Source organism: Shigella sp. FC1661 (assembly GCF_001712525.1).
Taxonomy (GTDB): domain Bacteria; phylum Pseudomonadota; class Gammaproteobacteria; order Enterobacterales; family Enterobacteriaceae; genus Escherichia; species Escherichia coli.
This window is the reverse complement of record NZ_MDGW01000588.1, coordinates 1-17007: the sequence shown is the minus strand read 5'-3', so window position 1 is coordinate 17007 and position 17007 is coordinate 1. Positions and strand designations below refer to the sequence as shown.

Annotated in this window: 14 protein-coding genes and 4 pseudogenes; 16 read left to right on the top strand and 2 right to left on the bottom strand. The window is 55.0% G+C overall.

Annotated elements, in window-relative coordinates; translation table 11 throughout:
- Positions 1–95: 95 nt before the first annotated feature.
- Positions 96–1192: pseudogene (locus BFF42_RS24415) on the bottom strand (transketolase family protein); the annotation flags it as partial.
- A 19-nt stretch (positions 1193–1211) separates the two neighbouring features.
- Complete coding sequence (gene tal / locus BFF42_RS24410; protein ID WP_001003718.1) at positions 1212–2162, bottom strand: transaldolase; 951 nt, start codon at positions 2160–2162, stop codon at positions 1212–1214.
- 288 nt (positions 2163–2450) lie between these two features.
- On the opposite strand from tal, the gene maeB reads away from it, so the two are divergent.
- The 16 genes and pseudogenes from maeB to BFF42_RS24335 form a co-directional block, all read left to right on the top strand.
- Positions 2451–4730 (top strand): NADP-dependent oxaloacetate-decarboxylating malate dehydrogenase, encoded by a 2280-nt coding sequence (gene maeB, locus BFF42_RS24405; protein WP_039059490.1) that lies wholly within the window; start codon positions 2451–2453, stop codon positions 4728–4730.
- 292 nt (positions 4731–5022) lie between these two features.
- Positions 5023–5358 (top strand): ethanolamine utilization microcompartment protein EutS, encoded by a 336-nt coding sequence (gene eutS, locus BFF42_RS24400; protein WP_024258633.1) that lies wholly within the window; start codon positions 5023–5025, stop codon positions 5356–5358.
- A 12-nt stretch (positions 5359–5370) separates the two neighbouring features.
- The gene (eutP, locus tag BFF42_RS24395) at positions 5371–5850 is read left to right on the top strand and encodes an ethanolamine utilization acetate kinase EutP (RefSeq protein ID WP_000820764.1); all 480 of its coding nucleotides are present in this window, start codon (positions 5371–5373) and stop codon (positions 5848–5850) included.
- On the top strand, positions 5825–6526 hold the full coding sequence (gene eutQ, locus BFF42_RS24390) for an ethanolamine utilization acetate kinase EutQ (RefSeq protein WP_000733900.1): 702 nt from the start codon (positions 5825–5827) through the stop codon (positions 6524–6526). The genes eutP and eutQ overlap by 26 nt, the downstream gene beginning before the upstream one ends.
- Positions 6523–7332 carry an ethanolamine utilization cob(I)yrinic acid a,c-diamide adenosyltransferase EutT gene (gene eutT, locus BFF42_RS24385; RefSeq protein WP_000651297.1) on the top strand — a complete coding sequence of 270 codons (810 nt, stop codon included), beginning with the start codon at positions 6523–6525 and terminating at the stop codon, positions 7330–7332. The genes eutQ and eutT overlap by 4 nt, the downstream gene beginning before the upstream one ends.
- A complete protein-coding gene (gene pta, locus BFF42_RS24380; RefSeq protein ID WP_000582964.1) occupies positions 7322–8338 on the top strand; it encodes a phosphate acetyltransferase in 1017 nt (338 codons plus the stop codon). Before eutT ends, pta begins: the two co-directional genes overlap by 11 nt.
- Before the next feature lie 38 nt (positions 8339–8376).
- The gene (gene eutM / locus BFF42_RS24375) at positions 8377–8670 is read left to right on the top strand and encodes an ethanolamine utilization microcompartment protein EutM (protein ID WP_000387713.1); all 294 of its coding nucleotides are present in this window, start codon (positions 8377–8379) and stop codon (positions 8668–8670) included.
- Positions 8671–8776: 106 nt separating this feature from the next.
- Positions 8777–9064, top strand: coding sequence for an ethanolamine utilization microcompartment protein EutN (gene eutN, locus BFF42_RS24370; RefSeq protein ID WP_000762196.1), 288 nt, complete (start codon positions 8777–8779; stop codon positions 9062–9064).
- 11 nt (positions 9065–9075) lie between these two features.
- A complete protein-coding gene (locus tag BFF42_RS24365; protein ID WP_039059488.1) occupies positions 9076–10479 on the top strand; it encodes an aldehyde dehydrogenase family protein in 1404 nt (467 codons plus the stop codon).
- Positions 10480–10489: 10 nt separating this feature from the next.
- A pseudogene (gene eutJ, locus BFF42_RS24360) lies at positions 10490–11325 on the top strand (ethanolamine utilization protein EutJ).
- Complete coding sequence (eutG, locus tag BFF42_RS24355; protein WP_012421439.1) at positions 11315–12502, top strand: ethanolamine utilization ethanol dehydrogenase EutG; 1188 nt, start codon at positions 11315–11317, stop codon at positions 12500–12502. The pseudogene eutJ and the gene eutG overlap by 11 nt, the downstream one beginning before the upstream one ends.
- Positions 12503–12718: 216 nt before the next feature.
- On the top strand, positions 12719–13945 hold the full coding sequence (eutH, locus tag BFF42_RS24350; protein ID WP_000512406.1) for an ethanolamine utilization protein EutH: 1227 nt from the start codon (positions 12719–12721) through the stop codon (positions 13943–13945).
- Positions 13942–15344 (top strand): annotated as a pseudogene (gene eutA, locus BFF42_RS24345) (ethanolamine ammonia-lyase reactivating factor EutA). The gene eutH and the pseudogene eutA overlap by 4 nt, the downstream one beginning before the upstream one ends.
- An 11-nt stretch (positions 15345–15355) precedes the next feature.
- Positions 15356–16717 (top strand): ethanolamine ammonia-lyase subunit alpha, encoded by a 1362-nt coding sequence (eutB, locus tag BFF42_RS24340; protein WP_039059487.1) that lies wholly within the window; start codon positions 15356–15358, stop codon positions 16715–16717.
- Between the two features lie 20 nt (positions 16718–16737).
- Positions 16738–16806 (top strand): annotated as a pseudogene (locus BFF42_RS28505) (ethanolamine ammonia-lyase); the annotation flags it as partial.
- 46 nt (positions 16807–16852) lie between these two features.
- Positions 16853–17007, top strand: a 155-nt coding sequence (locus tag BFF42_RS24335; RefSeq protein WP_001348782.1) for an IS1 family transposase, incomplete at its 3' end; no start/stop codon positions are given.

Below are 17007 nucleotides of genomic sequence, written 5' to 3'. Positions count from 1 at the left end.
CCGTCGGATTTACTGCTACGTCGCCCTCAGGGAATTAAACCTAAAAAGAAAATCGTCAAAATTAGAGATTCCGGTTTGACACGGAAAGTCATATCAGCGTTAAGCGTATTTTGCGAAGCCTTACGGGTAGCGATTTTCGCCGGATTTGCCTGTAACTCATTGATATATTTCTGAGTCGTTTTCTCCCAGTCCTTCGGTAAACCACCGCTCATCCGTCGGGTAAACTCTTCTGCCAGTTGCGGATGAGCCTTTTTATAGGCGGCAAACTTCTCATTCCAGCTCTGCTGCGCTTTTTCGCCTTTTTCACGGGCATCCCAGGCGTGATAAATCTCTTTAGGGATCTCAAATGGCGGATGGTGCCAGCCCAGTTTTTGCCGTGCCAGCGCCACTTCTTCTTCCCCCAGTGGTGCGCCGTGCGCCTCTTCCTTACCTGCTTTATTCGGCGAACCAAAGCCAATCACCGTACGGCAGATAATCAGCGACGGCTTATCTTTCACGCTTTGCGCTTCAAGGATCGCTTCCTTCACCGCCTGCGGATCGTGACCGTCGATTTCATGGATCACATGCCAGTGATAGGCTTCAAAACGTTTTGCCGTATCGTCGGTAAACCAGCCTTCGGTTTCTCCATCAATCGAAATACCGTTGTGATCGTAAAAACCAATCAGCTTGCCCAGTCCTAGCGTGCCCGCCAGCGAACAGACTTCGTGGGAAATACCTTCCATCAGGCAGCCGTCGCCCATAAACACATAGGTGAAGTGATCGACAATTTCATGATCCGGCTGATTAAACTGCGCCGCCAGTGTACGCTCTGCTATCGCCAGTCCGACGGCGTTCGCCAAACCTTGTCCAAGTGGACCGGTGGTGGTTTCAACACCGGGCGTATAACCAATCTCCGGGTGGCCTGGGGTTTTCGAATGCAACTGACGGAAGTTCTTCAGCTCTTCCAGCGGCAGGTCGTAACCGGTCAGATGCAGCAAACTGTAGAGCAGCATCGACGCGTGACCGTTGGAAAGAATAAAGCGGTCGCGATCATACCAGGTTGGGTCGGTAGGGTTATGTTTAAGAAAATCGTTCCACAGCACTTCGGCAATATCAGCCATGCCCATCGGCGCGCGGGATGACCAGAGTTGGCTTTTTGTACCGCATCCATACTGAGTGCGCGAATCGCATTGGCAAGGTCTTTTCGGGACATATAACACTCCGTGGCTGGTTTATAGTTTGGCGGCAAGAAGATCTTCCAGTTTGCGTTGATCAACGGCGAACAGACGAATGCCTTCAGACAGTTTTTCTACCGCCATCGCATCCTGATTGTGCTCCCAACGGAACTCCGCTTCGCTCATGGGAGCTGGGCGTGGGAACGTCTGAGAAGGTGGGATTAATTTACGTACCACTGGCGAAACTTTTTCCTGCAGCTCCTTCAGCAAATTCGGTGCGATAGTCAGTCGATCGCAGCCGGTTAAGGCGAGGATTTGTTCGGTGCGACGGAAGCTCGCGCCCATCACAATGGTTTCATAGTGGTGTTGCTTATAGTAGTCGTAGATATTGCGCACCGATTTAACGCCCGGATCTTCTTCCACCACATACGGGTCCATCGGCTTGCGTGCCTGATACCAGTCATAAATACGCCCGACAAACGGCGAAATCAGAAAAACGCCTGCTTCCGCACAGGCCCGCGCCTGGGCAAAAGAAAACAGCAGCGTCAGGTTGCAGTTAATACCTTCTTTTTCCAGCTCTTCTGCCGCGCTAATTCCTTCCCAGGTCGAAGCCAGTTTGATCAGAATGCGTGATTTCTCAACGCCTTGTTGCTGATACAAGTCCACCAGATGGCGCGCCTTCTCAATACTCTTTTCTTTATCAAAAGAGAGGCGTGCATCAACTTCTGTTGACACGCGACCGGGTACGATTTTGAGAATTTCAGCACCGAAATTGACCGCCAGTTTGTCACACGCTGCGACCACCTGTTGTTCCTGGGTCTTGCCATTTTTTTTACCCCAGGCGATAGCATCGTCTATTAAATGCTCATATTGTGATAATCCGGCAGCCTTGAGCAACAGCGAAGGATTGGTGGTGGCATCCTGGGGATGATAATGGCGAATGGACTCAATATCGCCGCTGTCTGCCACGACAGTGGTGAACTGTTTGATGCCGTCTAACTCGTTCATAGGAAATACTCCTTGAAAAGTAAAGTGTTAGATGAGTGCGTTAATTCACACTTCTGAGAAATTTCGCTAAACGCATCAAAAAAGCATAGCAGACAGGCATGGTATTGCTGGATTAAGCAGGTAACATCAGTGTTATAGGATTATTACCAAAACATTATATTAATGGTGAGAGTTTGGACTTGCTCAAAGTCTGTAGACTCCGGCGGGGTAATAATGTGCGCCACGTTGTGGGCAGGGGCTGTTGCCCACACACTTTATTTGTGAACGTTACGTGAAAGGAACAACCAAATGGATGACCAGTTAAAACAAAGTGCACTTGATTTCCATGAATTTCCAGTTCCAGGGAAAATCCAGGTTTCTCCAACCAAGCCTCTGGCAACGCAGCGCGATCTGGCGCTGGCCTACTCACCAGGCGTTGCCGCACCTTGTCTTGAAATCGAAAAAGACCCGTTAAAAGCCTACAAATATACCGCGCGCGGTAACCTGGTGGCGGTGATCTCTAACGGTACGGCGGTGCTGGGGTTAGGCAACATTGGCGCGCTGGCTGGCAAACCGGTGATGGAAGGCAAGGGCGTTCTGTTTAAGAAATTCGCCGGGATTGATGTATTTGACATTGAAGTTGATGAACTCGACCCGGACAAATTTATTGAAGTTGTCGCTGCGCTCGAACCGACCTTCGGCGGAATCAACCTCGAAGACATTAAAGCGCCAGAATGTTTCTATATTGAACAGAAACTGCGCGAGCGGATGAATATTCCGGTATTCCACGACGATCAGCACGGCACGGCAATCATCAGCACTGCCGCCATCCTCAACGGCTTGCGCGTGGTGGAGAAAAACATCTCCGACGTGCGGATGGTGGTTTCCGGCGCGGGTGCCGCAGCAATCGCCTGTATGAACCTGCTGGTAGCGCTGGGTCTGCAAAAACATAACATCGTGGTTTGCGATTCAAAAGGCGTTATCTATCAGGGCCGTGAGCCAAACATGGCGGAAACCAAAGCCGCATATGCGGTGGTGGATGACGGCAAACGTACCCTCGATGATGTGATTGAAGGCGCGGATATTTTCCTCGGATGTTCCGGCCCGAAAGTGCTGACCCAGGAAATGGTGAAGAAAATGGCTCGTGCGCCAATGATCCTGGCGCTGGCGAACCCGGAACCGGAAATTCTGCCGCCGCTGGCGAAAGAAGTGCGTCCGGATGCCATCATTTGCACCGGTCGTTCTGACTATCCGAACCAGGTGAACAACGTCCTGTGCTTCCCGTTCATCTTCCGTGGCGCGCTGGACGTTGGCGCAACCGCCATCAACGAAGAGATGAAACTGGCGGCGGTACGTGCGATTGCAGAACTCGCCCATGCGGAACAGAGCGAAGTGGTGGCTTCAGCGTATGGCGATCAGGATCTGAGCTTTGGTCCGGAATACATCATTCCAAAACCGTTTGATCCGCGCTTGATCGTTAAGATCGCTCCTGCGGTCGCTAAAGCCGCGATGGAGTCGGGCGTGGCGACGCGTCCGATTGCTGATTTCGACGTCTACATCGACAAGCTGACTGAGTTCGTTTACAAAACCAACCTGTTTATGAAGCCGATTTTCTCCCAGGCTCGCAAAGCGCCGAAGCGCGTTGTTCTGCCAGAAGGGGAAGAGGCGCGCGTTCTGCATGCCACTCAGGAACTGGTAACGCAGGGACTGGCGAAACCGATCCTTATCGGTCGTCCGAACGTGATCGAAATGCGCATTCAGAAACTGGGCTTGCAGATCAAAGCGGGCGTTGATTTTGAGATCGTCAATAACGAATCCGATCCGCGCTTTAAAGAGTACTGGACCGAATACTTCCAGATCATGAAGCGTCGCGGTGTCACTCAGGAACAGGCGCAGCGGGCGCTGATCAGTAACCCGACAGTGATCGGCGCGATCATGGTTCAGCGTGGGGAAGCCGATGCAATGATCTGCGGTACGGTGGGCGATTATCATGAACATTTTAGCGTGGTGAAAAATGTCTTTGGTTATCGCGATGGCGTTCACACCGCAGGTGCAATGAACGCGTTGCTGCTGCCGAGTGGTAACACCTTTATTGCCGATACCTACGTCAATGACGAACCAGACGCAGAAGAGCTGGCGGAGATCACCTTGATGGCGGCAGAAACTGTCCGTCGTTTTGGTATTGAGCCGCGCGTTGCTCTGTTGTCGCACTCCAACTTTGGTTCTTCTGACTGCCCGTCGTCGAGCAAAATGCGTCAGGCGCTGGAACTGGTCAGGGATCGTGCGCCAGATCTGATGATTGATGGTGAAATGCACGGCGATGCAGCGCTGGTGGAAGCGATTCGCAACGACCGTATGCCGGACAGCCCTTTGAAAGGTTCTGCCAATATTCTGGTGATGCCGAACATGGAAGCTGCCCGCATTAGTTACAACTTACTGCGCGTTTCCAGCTCGGAAGGTGTGACTGTCGGTCCGGTGCTGATGGGCGTGGCGAAACCGGTTCACGTGTTAACGCCGATCGCATCGGTGCGTCGTATCGTCAACATGGTGGCGCTGGCCGTGGTTGAAGCGCAAACCCAACCGCTGTAATTCTTTTTTAACTCTCACGCTTACCCTGAATATTCAGGGTAAGCGGTTTGGCTGCAATATATTAGTAAAGCTTATTACTGAGTTTGCGAATAATAAAAAAAGCAGTCTATATAATATCTCGATATTATTTTATTTATATTCATGCGTTGCATATGAAAGTTTATGCACCACAGCGAATATCTCTCCATTCTTAGTGATCTACCTCACCTTTTAAACGCGCTTGCCGAATTTTGTTATTTACTCTGACGAAAAATTGTCACGATACACGAAAGTTTTTCACAGGCGGCGACTCATGGATAAAGAACGCATCATTCAGGAATTTGTGCCCGGCAAACAGGTCACACAGGCGCATCTCATCGCGCATCCCGGTGAGGAACTGGCGAAGAAAATCGGCGTTCCGGATGCGGGCGCAATTGGCATTATGACGCTAACTCCCGGCGAAACGGCGATGATCGCCGGTGATTTAGCGCTGAAAGCCGCTGATGTGCATATCGGTTTTCTCGACCGCTTCAGCGGTGCATTGGTGATTTATTGCTCGGTGGGCGCAGTAGAAGAAGCGTTATCACAAACCGTCAGCGGTTTAGGTCGCTTATTAAATTATACGCTTTGTGAAATGACCAAAAGTTAATACGAGGCATTCATGAAACGAATTGCGTTTGTGGGTAGCGTCGGGGCAGGAAAAACAACGTTATTTAATGCGTTGCAGGGGAATTATACCCTCGCCAGAAAAACACAGGCCGTGGAATTTAATGATAAGGGCGATATTGATACGCCGGGTGAATATTTTAGCCATCCCCGCTGGTATCACGCCTTAATTACCACGCTACAGGATGTAGACATGCTGATCTATGTCCATGGCGCAAATGACCCGGAAAGTCGGTTGCCTGCCGGGTTGCTGGATATTGGCGTCAGCAAACGGCAAATCGCCGTCATCAGTAAAACGGACATGCCAGATGCTGACGTCGCCGCAACGCGAAAGTTATTGCTTGAGACGGGTTTCGAAGAGCCGATTTTCGAGCTAAACAGCCACGACCCGCAAAGCGTGCAGCAACTGGTGGATTATCTGGCATCTCTCACCAAACAGGAGGAAGCAGGTGAAAAAACTCATCACAGCGAATGATATTCGTGAAGCACACGCGCGCGGCGAACAGGCAATGTCCGTGGTTCTGCGCGCCAGCATTATTACCCCGGAAGCCCGTGAAGTGGCGGATCTACTGGGTTTTACCATCACCGAATGTGATGAATCGATCCCGGTAACGGCGTCCGTGCCCGCCAGCGTGCCAGCCGACAAAACCGAAAGCCAGCGCATCCGCGAAACCATCATTGCCCAGCTGCCGGAAGGCCAGTTTACCGAAAGCCTGGTCGCACAGCTGATGGAAAAAGTGATGAAGGAAAAACAGTCGCTGGAGCAGGGCGCAATGCAGCCGAGCTTCAAATCGGTGACCGGCAAAGGCGGCATCAAAGTGATTGATGGCAGCAGCGTCAAGTTTGGTCGTTTCGACGGCGCAGAGCCGCATTGCGTGGGCTTGACTGATCTTGTGACCGGAGACGACGGCAGCAGCATGGCCGCCGGTTTTATGCAGTGGGAGAACGCATTCTTCCCGTGGACCCTGAACTACGACGAAATCGACATGGTGCTGGAAGAGGAGCTGCATGTTCGCCACGAAGGCCAAACCATGATCGCCAAAGCAGGCGACGTGATGTTTATCCCGAAAGGCTCCAGCATCGAATTTGGTATGACATCCAGCGTGAAATTCCTGTATGTCGCCTGGCCGGCTAACTGGCAATCCCTATGAAAGATTTCATCACCGAAGCATGGCTAAGAGCGAACCATACGCTCAGCGAAGGCGCAGAGATCCATCTCCCTGCGGACAGTCGCCTGACGCCCTCTGCCCGGGAGTTGCTGGAAAGCCGCCATCTGCGCATCAAGTTTATTGACGAGCAGGGCCGCCTGTTTGTTGACGATGAACAGCAGCAGCCGCAGCCCGTTCATGGGCTGACCAGTAGCGATGAACATCCGCAGGCGTGCTGCGAACTGTGCCGCCAGCCGGTGGCAAAAAAGCCGGATACGCTGACTCACCTGTCGGCGGAAAAAATGGTCGCCAAAAGCGATCCGCGTCTGGGTTTTCGCGCGGTTCTCGACAGCACCATTGCGCTGGCAGTGTGGCTGCAAATTGAACTGGCGGAACCGTGGCAGCCGTGGCTGGCGGATATCCGTTCGCGTCTTGGCAACATTATGCGCGCCGATGCGCTGGGGGAACCGCTGGGCTGCCAGGCGATTGTCGGGCTTTCTGACGAAGATCTGCATCGGCTTTCTCATCAGCCGCTGCGCTATCTCGACCACGATCATCTGGTGCCGGAAGCCAGCCACGGGCGCGATGCTGCGTTGCTCAATCTGCTACGCACCAAAGTGCGGGAAACCGAAACCGTAGCGGCGCAGGTCTTTATCACCCGCAGCTTTGAAGTATTACGCCCGGACATTTTGCAGGCGCTGAACCGCCTTTCCAGCACGGTCTACGTGATGATGATCCTGAGCGTAACGAAGCAGCCGCTAACGGTGAAGCAGATCCAACAACGACTGGGGGAACGCAATGATTATTGAACGTTGTCGTGAACTGGCGTTGCGAGCGCCCGCCAGAGTGGTTTTTCCGGATGCGTTAGACCAACGTGTGCTGAAAGCCGCGCAATATTTACATCAACAAGGTCTGGCAACGCCCATTCTGGTCGCCAATCCGTTTGAACTTCGTCAGTTTGCGCTCAGTCACGGCGTGGCGATGGACGGGCTACAGGTGATTGATCCGCATGGCAACCTCGCAATGCGGGAAGAATTTGCTCATCGCTGGCTGGCCCGCGCGGGCGAAAAAACGCCGCCGGATGCGCTGGAAAAACTTACCGACCCTCTGATGTTCGCCGCAGCAATGGTCAGCGCCGGTAAAGCGGATGTCTGTATCGCGGGCAACCTCTCTTCCACGGCAAATGTGCTGCGTGCCGGATTACGCATTATCGGCTTGCAGCCAGGCTGTAAAACGCTCTCTTTCATTTTCCTGATGTTGCCACAGTACAGCGGCCCGGCGTTGGGCTTTGCCGATTGCAGCGTGGTGCCACAGCCGACGGCGGCGCAGCTGGCGGATATCGCGCTTGCCAGTGCCGAAACCTGGCGCGCCATCACCGGAGAAGAGCCGCGCGTGGCGATGCTGTCGTTTTCCAGCAATGGTAGCGCCCGTCACCCCTGTGTTGCTAACGTCCAGCAGGCGACAGAAATCGTCCGTGAGCGCGCACCAAAGCTGGTGGTGGATGGCGAGTTACAGTTTGACGCCGCCTTCGTGCCGGAAGTGGCGGCGCAAAAAGCGCCTGCCAGCCCGCTACAGGGCAAGGCCAATGTGATGGTTTTTCCGTCGCTGGAAGCCGGAAATATTGGTTACAACATCGCACAACGACTCGGCGGATATCGTGCCGTCGGGCCACTGATACAAGGACTTGCCGTGCCGATGCACGATCTCTCTCGTGGTTGTAGCGTGCAGGACATTATCGAGCTGGCGCTGGTGGCAGCTGTGCCGCGTCAGACAGAAGTGAACCGCGAAAGCAGTTTACAAACACTGGTTGAATGAACGGTCCCGTTCTGGACCCTGATAAAGAGGAAAGCACAATGGAAGCATTAGGAATGATCGAAACCCGGGGCCTGGTTGCACTGATTGAGGCTTCTGACGCGATGGTGAAAGCTGCGCGCGTCAAGCTGGTTGGTGTTAAGCAGATTGGCGGCGGCCTGTGTACTGCCATGGTTCGTGGTGATGTTGCAGCCTGTAAAGCCGCGACCGATGCAGGTGCCGCAGCGGCACAGCGTATCGGCGAGCTGGTATCTGTACACGTTATCCCGCGTCCGCACGGCGACCTGGAAGAAGTCTTCCCGATCGGCCTGAAAGGCGATAGCAGCAACCTGTAATCACCCTGTGTGACGTCGATTCGGGCGTCACGCTCTCTCCTTTTTCATTTTACCTTCTGCGGAGGGTAGGGGGAGCTTTTACCTGAAATACGCCACGGAGGCGGGTATGAAACTGGCAGTCGTCACTGGACAAATTGTTTGTACCGTACGCCATCACGGACTGGCGCATGACAAATTGCTGATGGTGGAAATGATTGATCCACAAGGTAATCCTGACGGGCAATGCGCCGTCGCCATCGACAATATTGGTGCGGGAACCGGGGAGTGGGTGTTACTGGTGAGTGGCAGTTCCGCCCGCCAGGCGCATAAAAGCGAAACGTCACCGGTCGATCTGTGCGTGATTGGCATTGTCGATGAGGTGGTGTCTGGCGGTCAGGTAATTTTCCACAAATAAGGCAGAACATCATGAATCAACAGGATATTGAACAGGTGGTGAAAGCGGTACTGCTGAAAATGCAAAGCAGTGACACGCCGCCCGCCGCCGTTCATGAGATGGGCGTTTTCGCGTCCCTGGATGACGCCGTTGCGGCAGCCAAAGTCGCCCAGCAAGGGTTAAAAAGCGTGGCAATGCGCCAGTTAGCCATTGCTGCCATTCTTGAGGCAGGCGAAAAACACGCCAGAGATTTAGCGGAACTTGCCGTCAGTGAAACCGGCATGGGCCGCGTTGAAGATAAATTTGCCAAAAACGTCGCTCAGGCGCGCGGCACGCCAGGCGTTGAGTGTCTCTCTCCGCAGGTGCTGACCGGCGACAACGGCCTGACTTTAATTGAAAACGCGCCCTGGGGCATGGTGGCTTCGGTAACTCCGTCCACTAACCCGGCGGCAACCGTAATTAATAACGCCATCAGCCTGATTGCCGCGGGCAACAGCGTCATTTTTGCCCCGCATCCGGCGGCGAAAAAAGTCTCCCAGCGGGCGATCACGCTGCTCAACCAGGCGATTGTTGCCGCAGGCGGGCCGGAAAACTTACTGGTTACTGTGGCAAATCCGGATATCGAAACCGCGCAGCGTTTGTTCAAGTTTCCGGGCATCGGCCTTCTGGTGGTGACCGGCGGCGAAGCGGTAGTAGAAGCGGCGCGTAAACACACCAATAAACGTCTGATTGCCGCAGGCGCTGGCAACCCGCCGGTAGTGGTGGATGAAACCGCCGACCTCGCCCGTGCCGCTCAGTCCATCGTCAAAGGCGCTTCTTTCGATAACAACATCATTTGTGCCGACGAAAAGGTACTGATTGTTGTTGATAGCGTAGCCGATGAACTGATGCGTCTGATGGAAGGCCAGCACGCGGTGAAACTGACCGCAGAACAGGCGCAGCAGCTGCAACCGGTGTTGCTGAAAAATATCGACGAGCGCGGAAAAGGCACCGTCAGCCGTGACTGGGTTGGTCGCGATGCGGCGAAAATCGCGGCGGCAATCGGCCTGAACGTGCCGCAAGAAACGCGTTTGCTGTTTGTGGAAACCACTGCAGAACATCCGTTTGCCGTGACCGAACTGATGATGCCGGTGCTGCCCGTCGTGCGCGTCGCCAACGTGGCGGATGCCATTGCGCTGGCGGTGAAACTGGAAGGCGGTTGCCACCACACGGCGGCAATGCACTCGCGCAACATCGAAAACATGAACCAGATGGCGAATGCTATTGATACCAGCATTTTCGTTAAGAACGGACCGTGCATTGCCGGGCTGGGGCTGGGCGGGGAAGGCTGGACCACCATGACCATCACCACGCCAACCGGTGAAGGGGTAACCAGCGCGCGTACGTTTGTCCGTCTGCGTCGCTGTGTATTAGTCGATGCGTTTCGCATTGTTTAAGGAGTAACAGATGGCGCACGACGAACAATGGCTCACCCCACGTCTGCAAACGGCGGCAACGCTGTGTAACCAGACGCCCGCCGCGACGGAATCTCCGCTGTGGCTGGGGGTGGATCTGGGCACCTGCGATGTGGTGTCGATGGTTGTCGACCGCGACGTCAGCCGGTGGCGGTATGCCTCGACTGGGCCGATGTGGTCCGCGACGGCATCGTCTGGGATTTCTTCGGCGCTGTCACCATTGTTCGTCGCCATCTCGACACGCTCGAGCAGCAATTCGGTCGCCGTTTTAGCCATGCGGCGACTTCATTTCCTCCAGGTACGGACCCGCGTATTTCCATCAACGTGCTGGAGTCTGCTGGACTGGAAGTGAGCCATGTGCTGGATGAGCCAACCGCAGTTGCGGATCTGCTGCAACTGGACAACGCCGGTGTAGTGGATATCGGCGGCGGCACTACCGGCATTGCCATCGTGAAAAAGGGCAAGGTGACGTACTCGGCGGATGAAGCAACCGGCGGACATCACATCTCTCTGACTCTCGCCGGAAATCGCCGTATTTCGCTGGAAGAGGCGGAGCAGTACAAGCGCGGTCACGGTGAAGAGATTTGGCCTACGGTGAAACCGGTGTACGAAAAAATGGCGGACATTGTCGCCCGGCATATTGAAGGGCAGGGCATTACTGATTTATGGCTGGCGGGCGGCTCTTGTATGCAACCGGGCGTGGCGGAACTGTTTCGCAAACAATTCCCGGCGTTACAGGTGCATTTACCGCAGCACAGTTTGTTTATGACCCCGCTGGCGATCGCCAGTAGTGGGCGAGAGAAAGCGGAGGGGCTATATGCAAAATGAATTGCAGACCGCGCTCTTTCAGGCGTTCGATACCCTGAATCTGCAACGGGTAAAAACATTTAGCGTTCCACCGGTGACGCTTTGCGGTCCGGGCTCGGTGAGCAGTTGCGGACAGCAAGCGCAAACGCGTGGGCTGAAACATCTGTTCGTGATGGCAGACAGCTTTTTGCATCAGGCAGGGATGACCGCCGGGCTGACGCGCAGCCTGGCTGTTAAAGGCATCGCCATGACGCTCTGGCCATGTCCGGTGGGCGAACCGTGCATCACCGACGTGTGTGCAGCCGTGGCGCAGTTGCGTGAGTCAGGCTGTGATGGGGTGATCGCATTTGGCGGCGGCTCGGTGCTGGATGCGGCGAAAGCCGTGGCGTTGCTGGTGACGAACCCGGATAGCACGCTGGCAGAGATGTCAGAAACCAGCGTTCTGCAACCGCGCTTGCCGCTGATTGCCATTCCAACGACCGCCGGAACCGGCTCTGAAACCACCAATGTAACGGTGATTATCGACGCGGTGAGCGGGCGCAAGCAGGTGTTAGCCCATGCCTCGCTGATGCCGGATGTGGCGATCCTCGACGCCGCATTGACCGAAGATGTGCCGTCGCATGTCACGGCGATGACCGGCATTGATGCGTTAACCCATGCCATTGAAGCATACAGCGCCCTGAACGCTATACCGCTTACCGACAGCCTGGCGATTGGCGCTATTGCGATGATTGGCAAATCGCTGCCGAAAGCGGTGGGCTACGGTCACGACCTTGCCGCGCGCGAGAGCATGTTGCTGGCTTCATGTATGGCGGGAATGGCGTTTTCCAGTGCGGGTCTTGGGTTGTGCCACGCGATGGCGCATCAGCCGGGCGCGGCGCTGCATATTCCACACGGTCTGGCGAACGCCATGTTGCTGCCAACGGTGATGGAATTTAACCGGATGGTTTGTCGTGAACGCTTTAGTCAGATTGGTCGGGCACTGCGAACTAAAAAATCCGACGATCGTGACGCTATTAACGCGGTAAGTGAGCTGATTGCGGAAGTTGGGATTGGTAAACGACTGGGCGATGTTGGTGCGACATCTGCGCATTACGGCGCATGGGCGCAGGCCGCGCTGGAAGATATTTGTCTGCGCAGTAACCCGCGTACCGCCAGCCTGGAGCAGATTGTCGGCCTGTACGCAGCGGCGCAATAAATGCCGGATGCGACGCTTGCCGCGTCTTATCCAGCCTACGGGATTGCACATGTAGGGCGGATAAGGCGTTCACGCCGCATCCGCCAGTGGCGCGGTGCAATTGCCGGATGCGACGCTTGCCGCGTCTGATCCGGCCTTCGGGATTGCACATGTAGGGCGGATAAGGCGTTTACGCCGCATCCGCCAATAAATAACAACTAACAGGGAGTAAAGGCGATGGGAATTAACGAAATCATCATGTACATCATGATGTTCTTTATGCTGATAGCTGCCGTAGACAGGATCCTGTCGCAGTTCGGCGGTTCTGCTAGTTTCCTCGGTAAGTTCGGTAAAAGTATCGAAGGATCAGGCGGTCAGTTCGAAGAAGGCTTTATGGCAATGGGCGCTCTGGGTCTGGCGATGGTCGGTATGACCGCGCTGGCACCGGTACTGGCTCACGTACTCGGGCCGGTAATTATCCCGGTTTACGAAATGCTCGGCGCAAACCCGTCAATGTTCGCCGGAACGCTGCTGGCGTGCGATATGGGCGGCTTCTTCCTCGCCAAAGAGCTGGCGGGCGGCGACGTAGCAGCGTGGCTATACTCTGGGTTAATTCTTGGGTCGATGATGGGGCCAACGATTGTGTTTTCCATTCCGGTGGCGCTCGGCATTATCGAACCTTCTGACCGTCGTTATCTGGCGCTCGGCGTGCTGGCGGGCATTGTGACCATTCCGATTGGCTGTATTGTTGGTGGTCTGGTTGCTATGTACTCCGGTGTGCAGATCAACGGTCAGCCGGTGGAATTCACTTTCGCCCTGATCCTGATGAACATGATCCCGGTGATCATTGTTGCGATTCTGGTGGCGCTGGGGCTGAAATTCATCCCGGAAAAAATGATCAACGGCTTCCAGATCTTCGCCAAATTCCTCGTTGCATTGATCACCCTCGGTCTTGCCGCTGCGGTAGTGAAATTCCTGCTTGGCTGGGAACTGATCCCCGGTCTGGATCCTATCTTTATGGCCCCTGGCGATAAACCCGGTGAGGTGATGCGCGCCATTGAAGTTATCGGTTCTATCTCCTGCGTTCTGTTAGGGGCGTATCCGATGGTGCTGCTGCTGACTCGCTGGTTTGAAAAAACGCTGATGAGCGTCGGTAAAGTGCTGAATATGAACAACATCGCGGCAGCCGGCATGGTGGCAACGCTTGCCAACAACATCCCGATGTTCGGCATGATGAAGCAGATGGATACCCGCGGCAAAGTCATCAACTGCGCCTTCGCCGTTTCTGCTGCTTTCGCCCTGGGCGACCACTTAGGGTTCGCCGCTGCCAACATGAATGCCATGATCTTCCCGATGATTGTCGGCAAGTTGATCGGCGGCGTAACGGCGATTGGCGTGGCGATGATGCTGGTGCCAAAAGATGACGCGACCGCAGCTAAAACCGAAGCGGAGGCACAATCGTGAACACTCGCCAGCTACTGAGCGTCGGTATCGATATCGGCACCACCACCACCCAGGTGATTTTCTCCCACCTGGAACTGGTTAACCGTGCGGCGGTGTCGCAGGTGCCGCGCTACGAATTCATCAAACGCGAAATTAGCTGGCAAAGCCCGGTGTTCTTTACCCCTGTCGATAAACAGGGTGGTTTAGAAGAAGCGGAACTGAAGTCGCTGATTTTAGAGCAATATCAGGCTGCGGGCATTGCGCCGGAAAGCGTTGATTCTGGTGCCATCATCATCACCGGTGAAAGCGCGAAAACCCGCAATGCTCGCCCGGCGGTGATGGCGCTCTCTCAGTCGCTGGGCGATTTTGTCGTCGCCAGCGCCGGGTCGCACCTCGAATCCGTGATCGCCGGTCACGGTGCCGGGGCGCAAACCCTTTCTGAACAACGGCTGTGTCGGGTACTGAATATCGACATCGGCGGTGGCACCGCGAACTACGCCCTGTTCGATGCCGGAAAAATCAGCGGCACTGCCTGCCTCAACGTCGGTGGTCGCCTGCTGGAAACCGACAGCCAGGGGCGCGTGGTTTACGCTCATAAACCGGGGCAGATGATTGTGGATGAGTGCTTCGGTGCAGGCACTGACGTCCGTTCGCTGACCGGCGCGCAGCTGGTGCAGGTTACCCGGCGGATGGCAGAACTGATTGTCGAAGTGATTGACGGAACGCTTTCGCCGCTCGCGCAGGCATTAATGCAAACCGGTTTGTGCCCGCAGGTGTTACGCCCGAAATCATTACGCTTTCTGGCGGCGTGGGCGAATGTTATCGCCACCAGCCCGCCGATCCGTTCTGTTTTGCCGATATTGGCCCGCTGCTGGCAACGGCGCTGCATGACCATCCGCGCCTGCGTGAGATGAATGTGCAGTTTCCGGCGCAAACCGTACGCGCCACGGTGATTGGCGCGGGCGCACATACCCTTTCGCTCTCTGGCAGCACAATCTGGCTGGAGGGCGTACAACTGCCGCTGCGCAATTTGCCGGTGGCGATCCCAATTGATGAAACGGATCTGGTGAGTGCCTGGCAACAGGCGCTGCTTCAGCTGGATCTTGATCCCAAAACTGACGCGTACGTGCTGGCGCTTCCCGCCTCGCTGCCTGTGCGTTACGCCGCGGTACTGACGGTCATCAACGCGCTGGTCGATTTCGTCGCGCGTTTTCCGAATCCGCATCCCCTGCTGGTGGTGGCCGGGCAGGACTTTGGTAAAGCTCTGGGCATGTTGTTGCGCCCACAGCTACAACAACTCCCGTTGGCAGTCATTGACGAAGTGATTGTCCGCGCGGGGGACTATATCGACATTGGTACGCCTCTTTTTGGCGGATCGGTTGTGCCGGTGACGGTGAAATCACTCGCATTTCCTTCCTGAGGGAACGACTTATGAAACTAAAGACCACATTGTTCGGCAATGTATATCAGTTTAAGGATGTAAAAGAGGTGCTGGCTAAAGCCAACGAACTGCGTTCGGGGGATGTGCTGGCAGGCGTTGCAGCGGCAAGTTCACAGGAGCGCGTGGCGGCAAAGCAGGTGTTGTCGGAAATGACCTTAGCGGACATCCGCAATAATCCGGTGATTGCCTATGAAGATGACTGCGTGACGCGGCTGATTCAGGACGATGTTAACGAAACGGCCTACAACCAGATTAAAAACTGGAGCATCAGCGAACTGCGTGAGTATGTGCTGAGCGATGAAACTAGCGTGGACGACATTGCCTTTACCCGCAAAGGGCTGACCTCGGAAGTAGTCGCGGCGGTAGCGAAGATTTGCTCCAACGCGGACCTGATCTACGGCGCGAAGAAAATGCCGGTAATCAAAAAGGCCAATACCACCATCGGTATTCCGGGCACCTTCAGCGCCCGTTTGCAGCCAAATGACACTCGTGACGACGTGCAAAGTATCGCCGCGCAAATCTACGAAGGGCTTTCCTTCGGGGTGGGCGATGCGGTGATCGGCGTCAACCCGGTAACTGACGACGTGGAAAACTTAAGCCGCGTGCTGGATACCATTTATGGCGTGATCGACAAATTCAACATCCCAACTCAGGGCTGCGTACTGGCGCACGTCACCACCCAGATCGAAGCGATTCGTCGCGGCGCGCCTGGCGGACTGATTTTCCAGAGTATCTGTGGCAGCGAAAAAGGGCTGAAAGAGTTTGGCGTGGAACTGGCGATGCTCGACGAAGCGCGCGCAGTGGGTGCAGAGTTCAACCGTATCGCCGGGGAAAACTGCCTCTATTTCGAAACCGGACAAGGCTCTGCGCTATCCGCTGGCGCTAACTTCGGCGCTGACCAGGTGACGATGGAAGCACGTAACTATGGGCTGGCGCGTCATTACGATCCGTTTATCGTCAACACCGTGGTCGGCTTTATTGGGCCGGAGTATCTCTACAACGACCGCCAGATTATCCGTGCTGGCTTAGAAGATCACTTTATGGGCAAGCTGAGCGGCATCTCTATGGGCTGTGACTGCTGCTACACCAACCACGCTGACGCTGACCAGAACCTCAACGAAAACCTGATGATCCTGCTCGCCACCGCAGGCTGCAACTACATCATGGGGATGCCGCTGGGTGATGACATCATGCTCAACTACCAGACCACCGCATTCCACGATACCGCCACTGTGCGTCAGTTACTCAACCTGCGCCCGTCACCAGAGTTTGAACGCTGGCTGGAAAGCATGGGCATTATGGCAAACGGTCGCCTGACCAAACGGGCGGGCGATCCGTCACTGTTCTTCTGATGACGCGGAGATAACACATCATGGATCAAAAACAGATTGAAGAAATTGTACGCAGCGTGATGGCGTCAATGGGACAAACGGGTAATGCTGCCAACTTACTGATTTAGTGTATGATGGTGATTTTAAGGTGCTTGCGTGGCTTCCATTTCCATCAGATGTCCTTCCTGCTCCGCTACTGAAGGCGTGGTGCGTAACGGCAAAAGCACTGCCGGACATCAGCGCTATCTCTGCTCTCATTGCCGTAAAACATGGCAACTACAGTTCACTTACACCGCCTCTCAGCCCGGTAC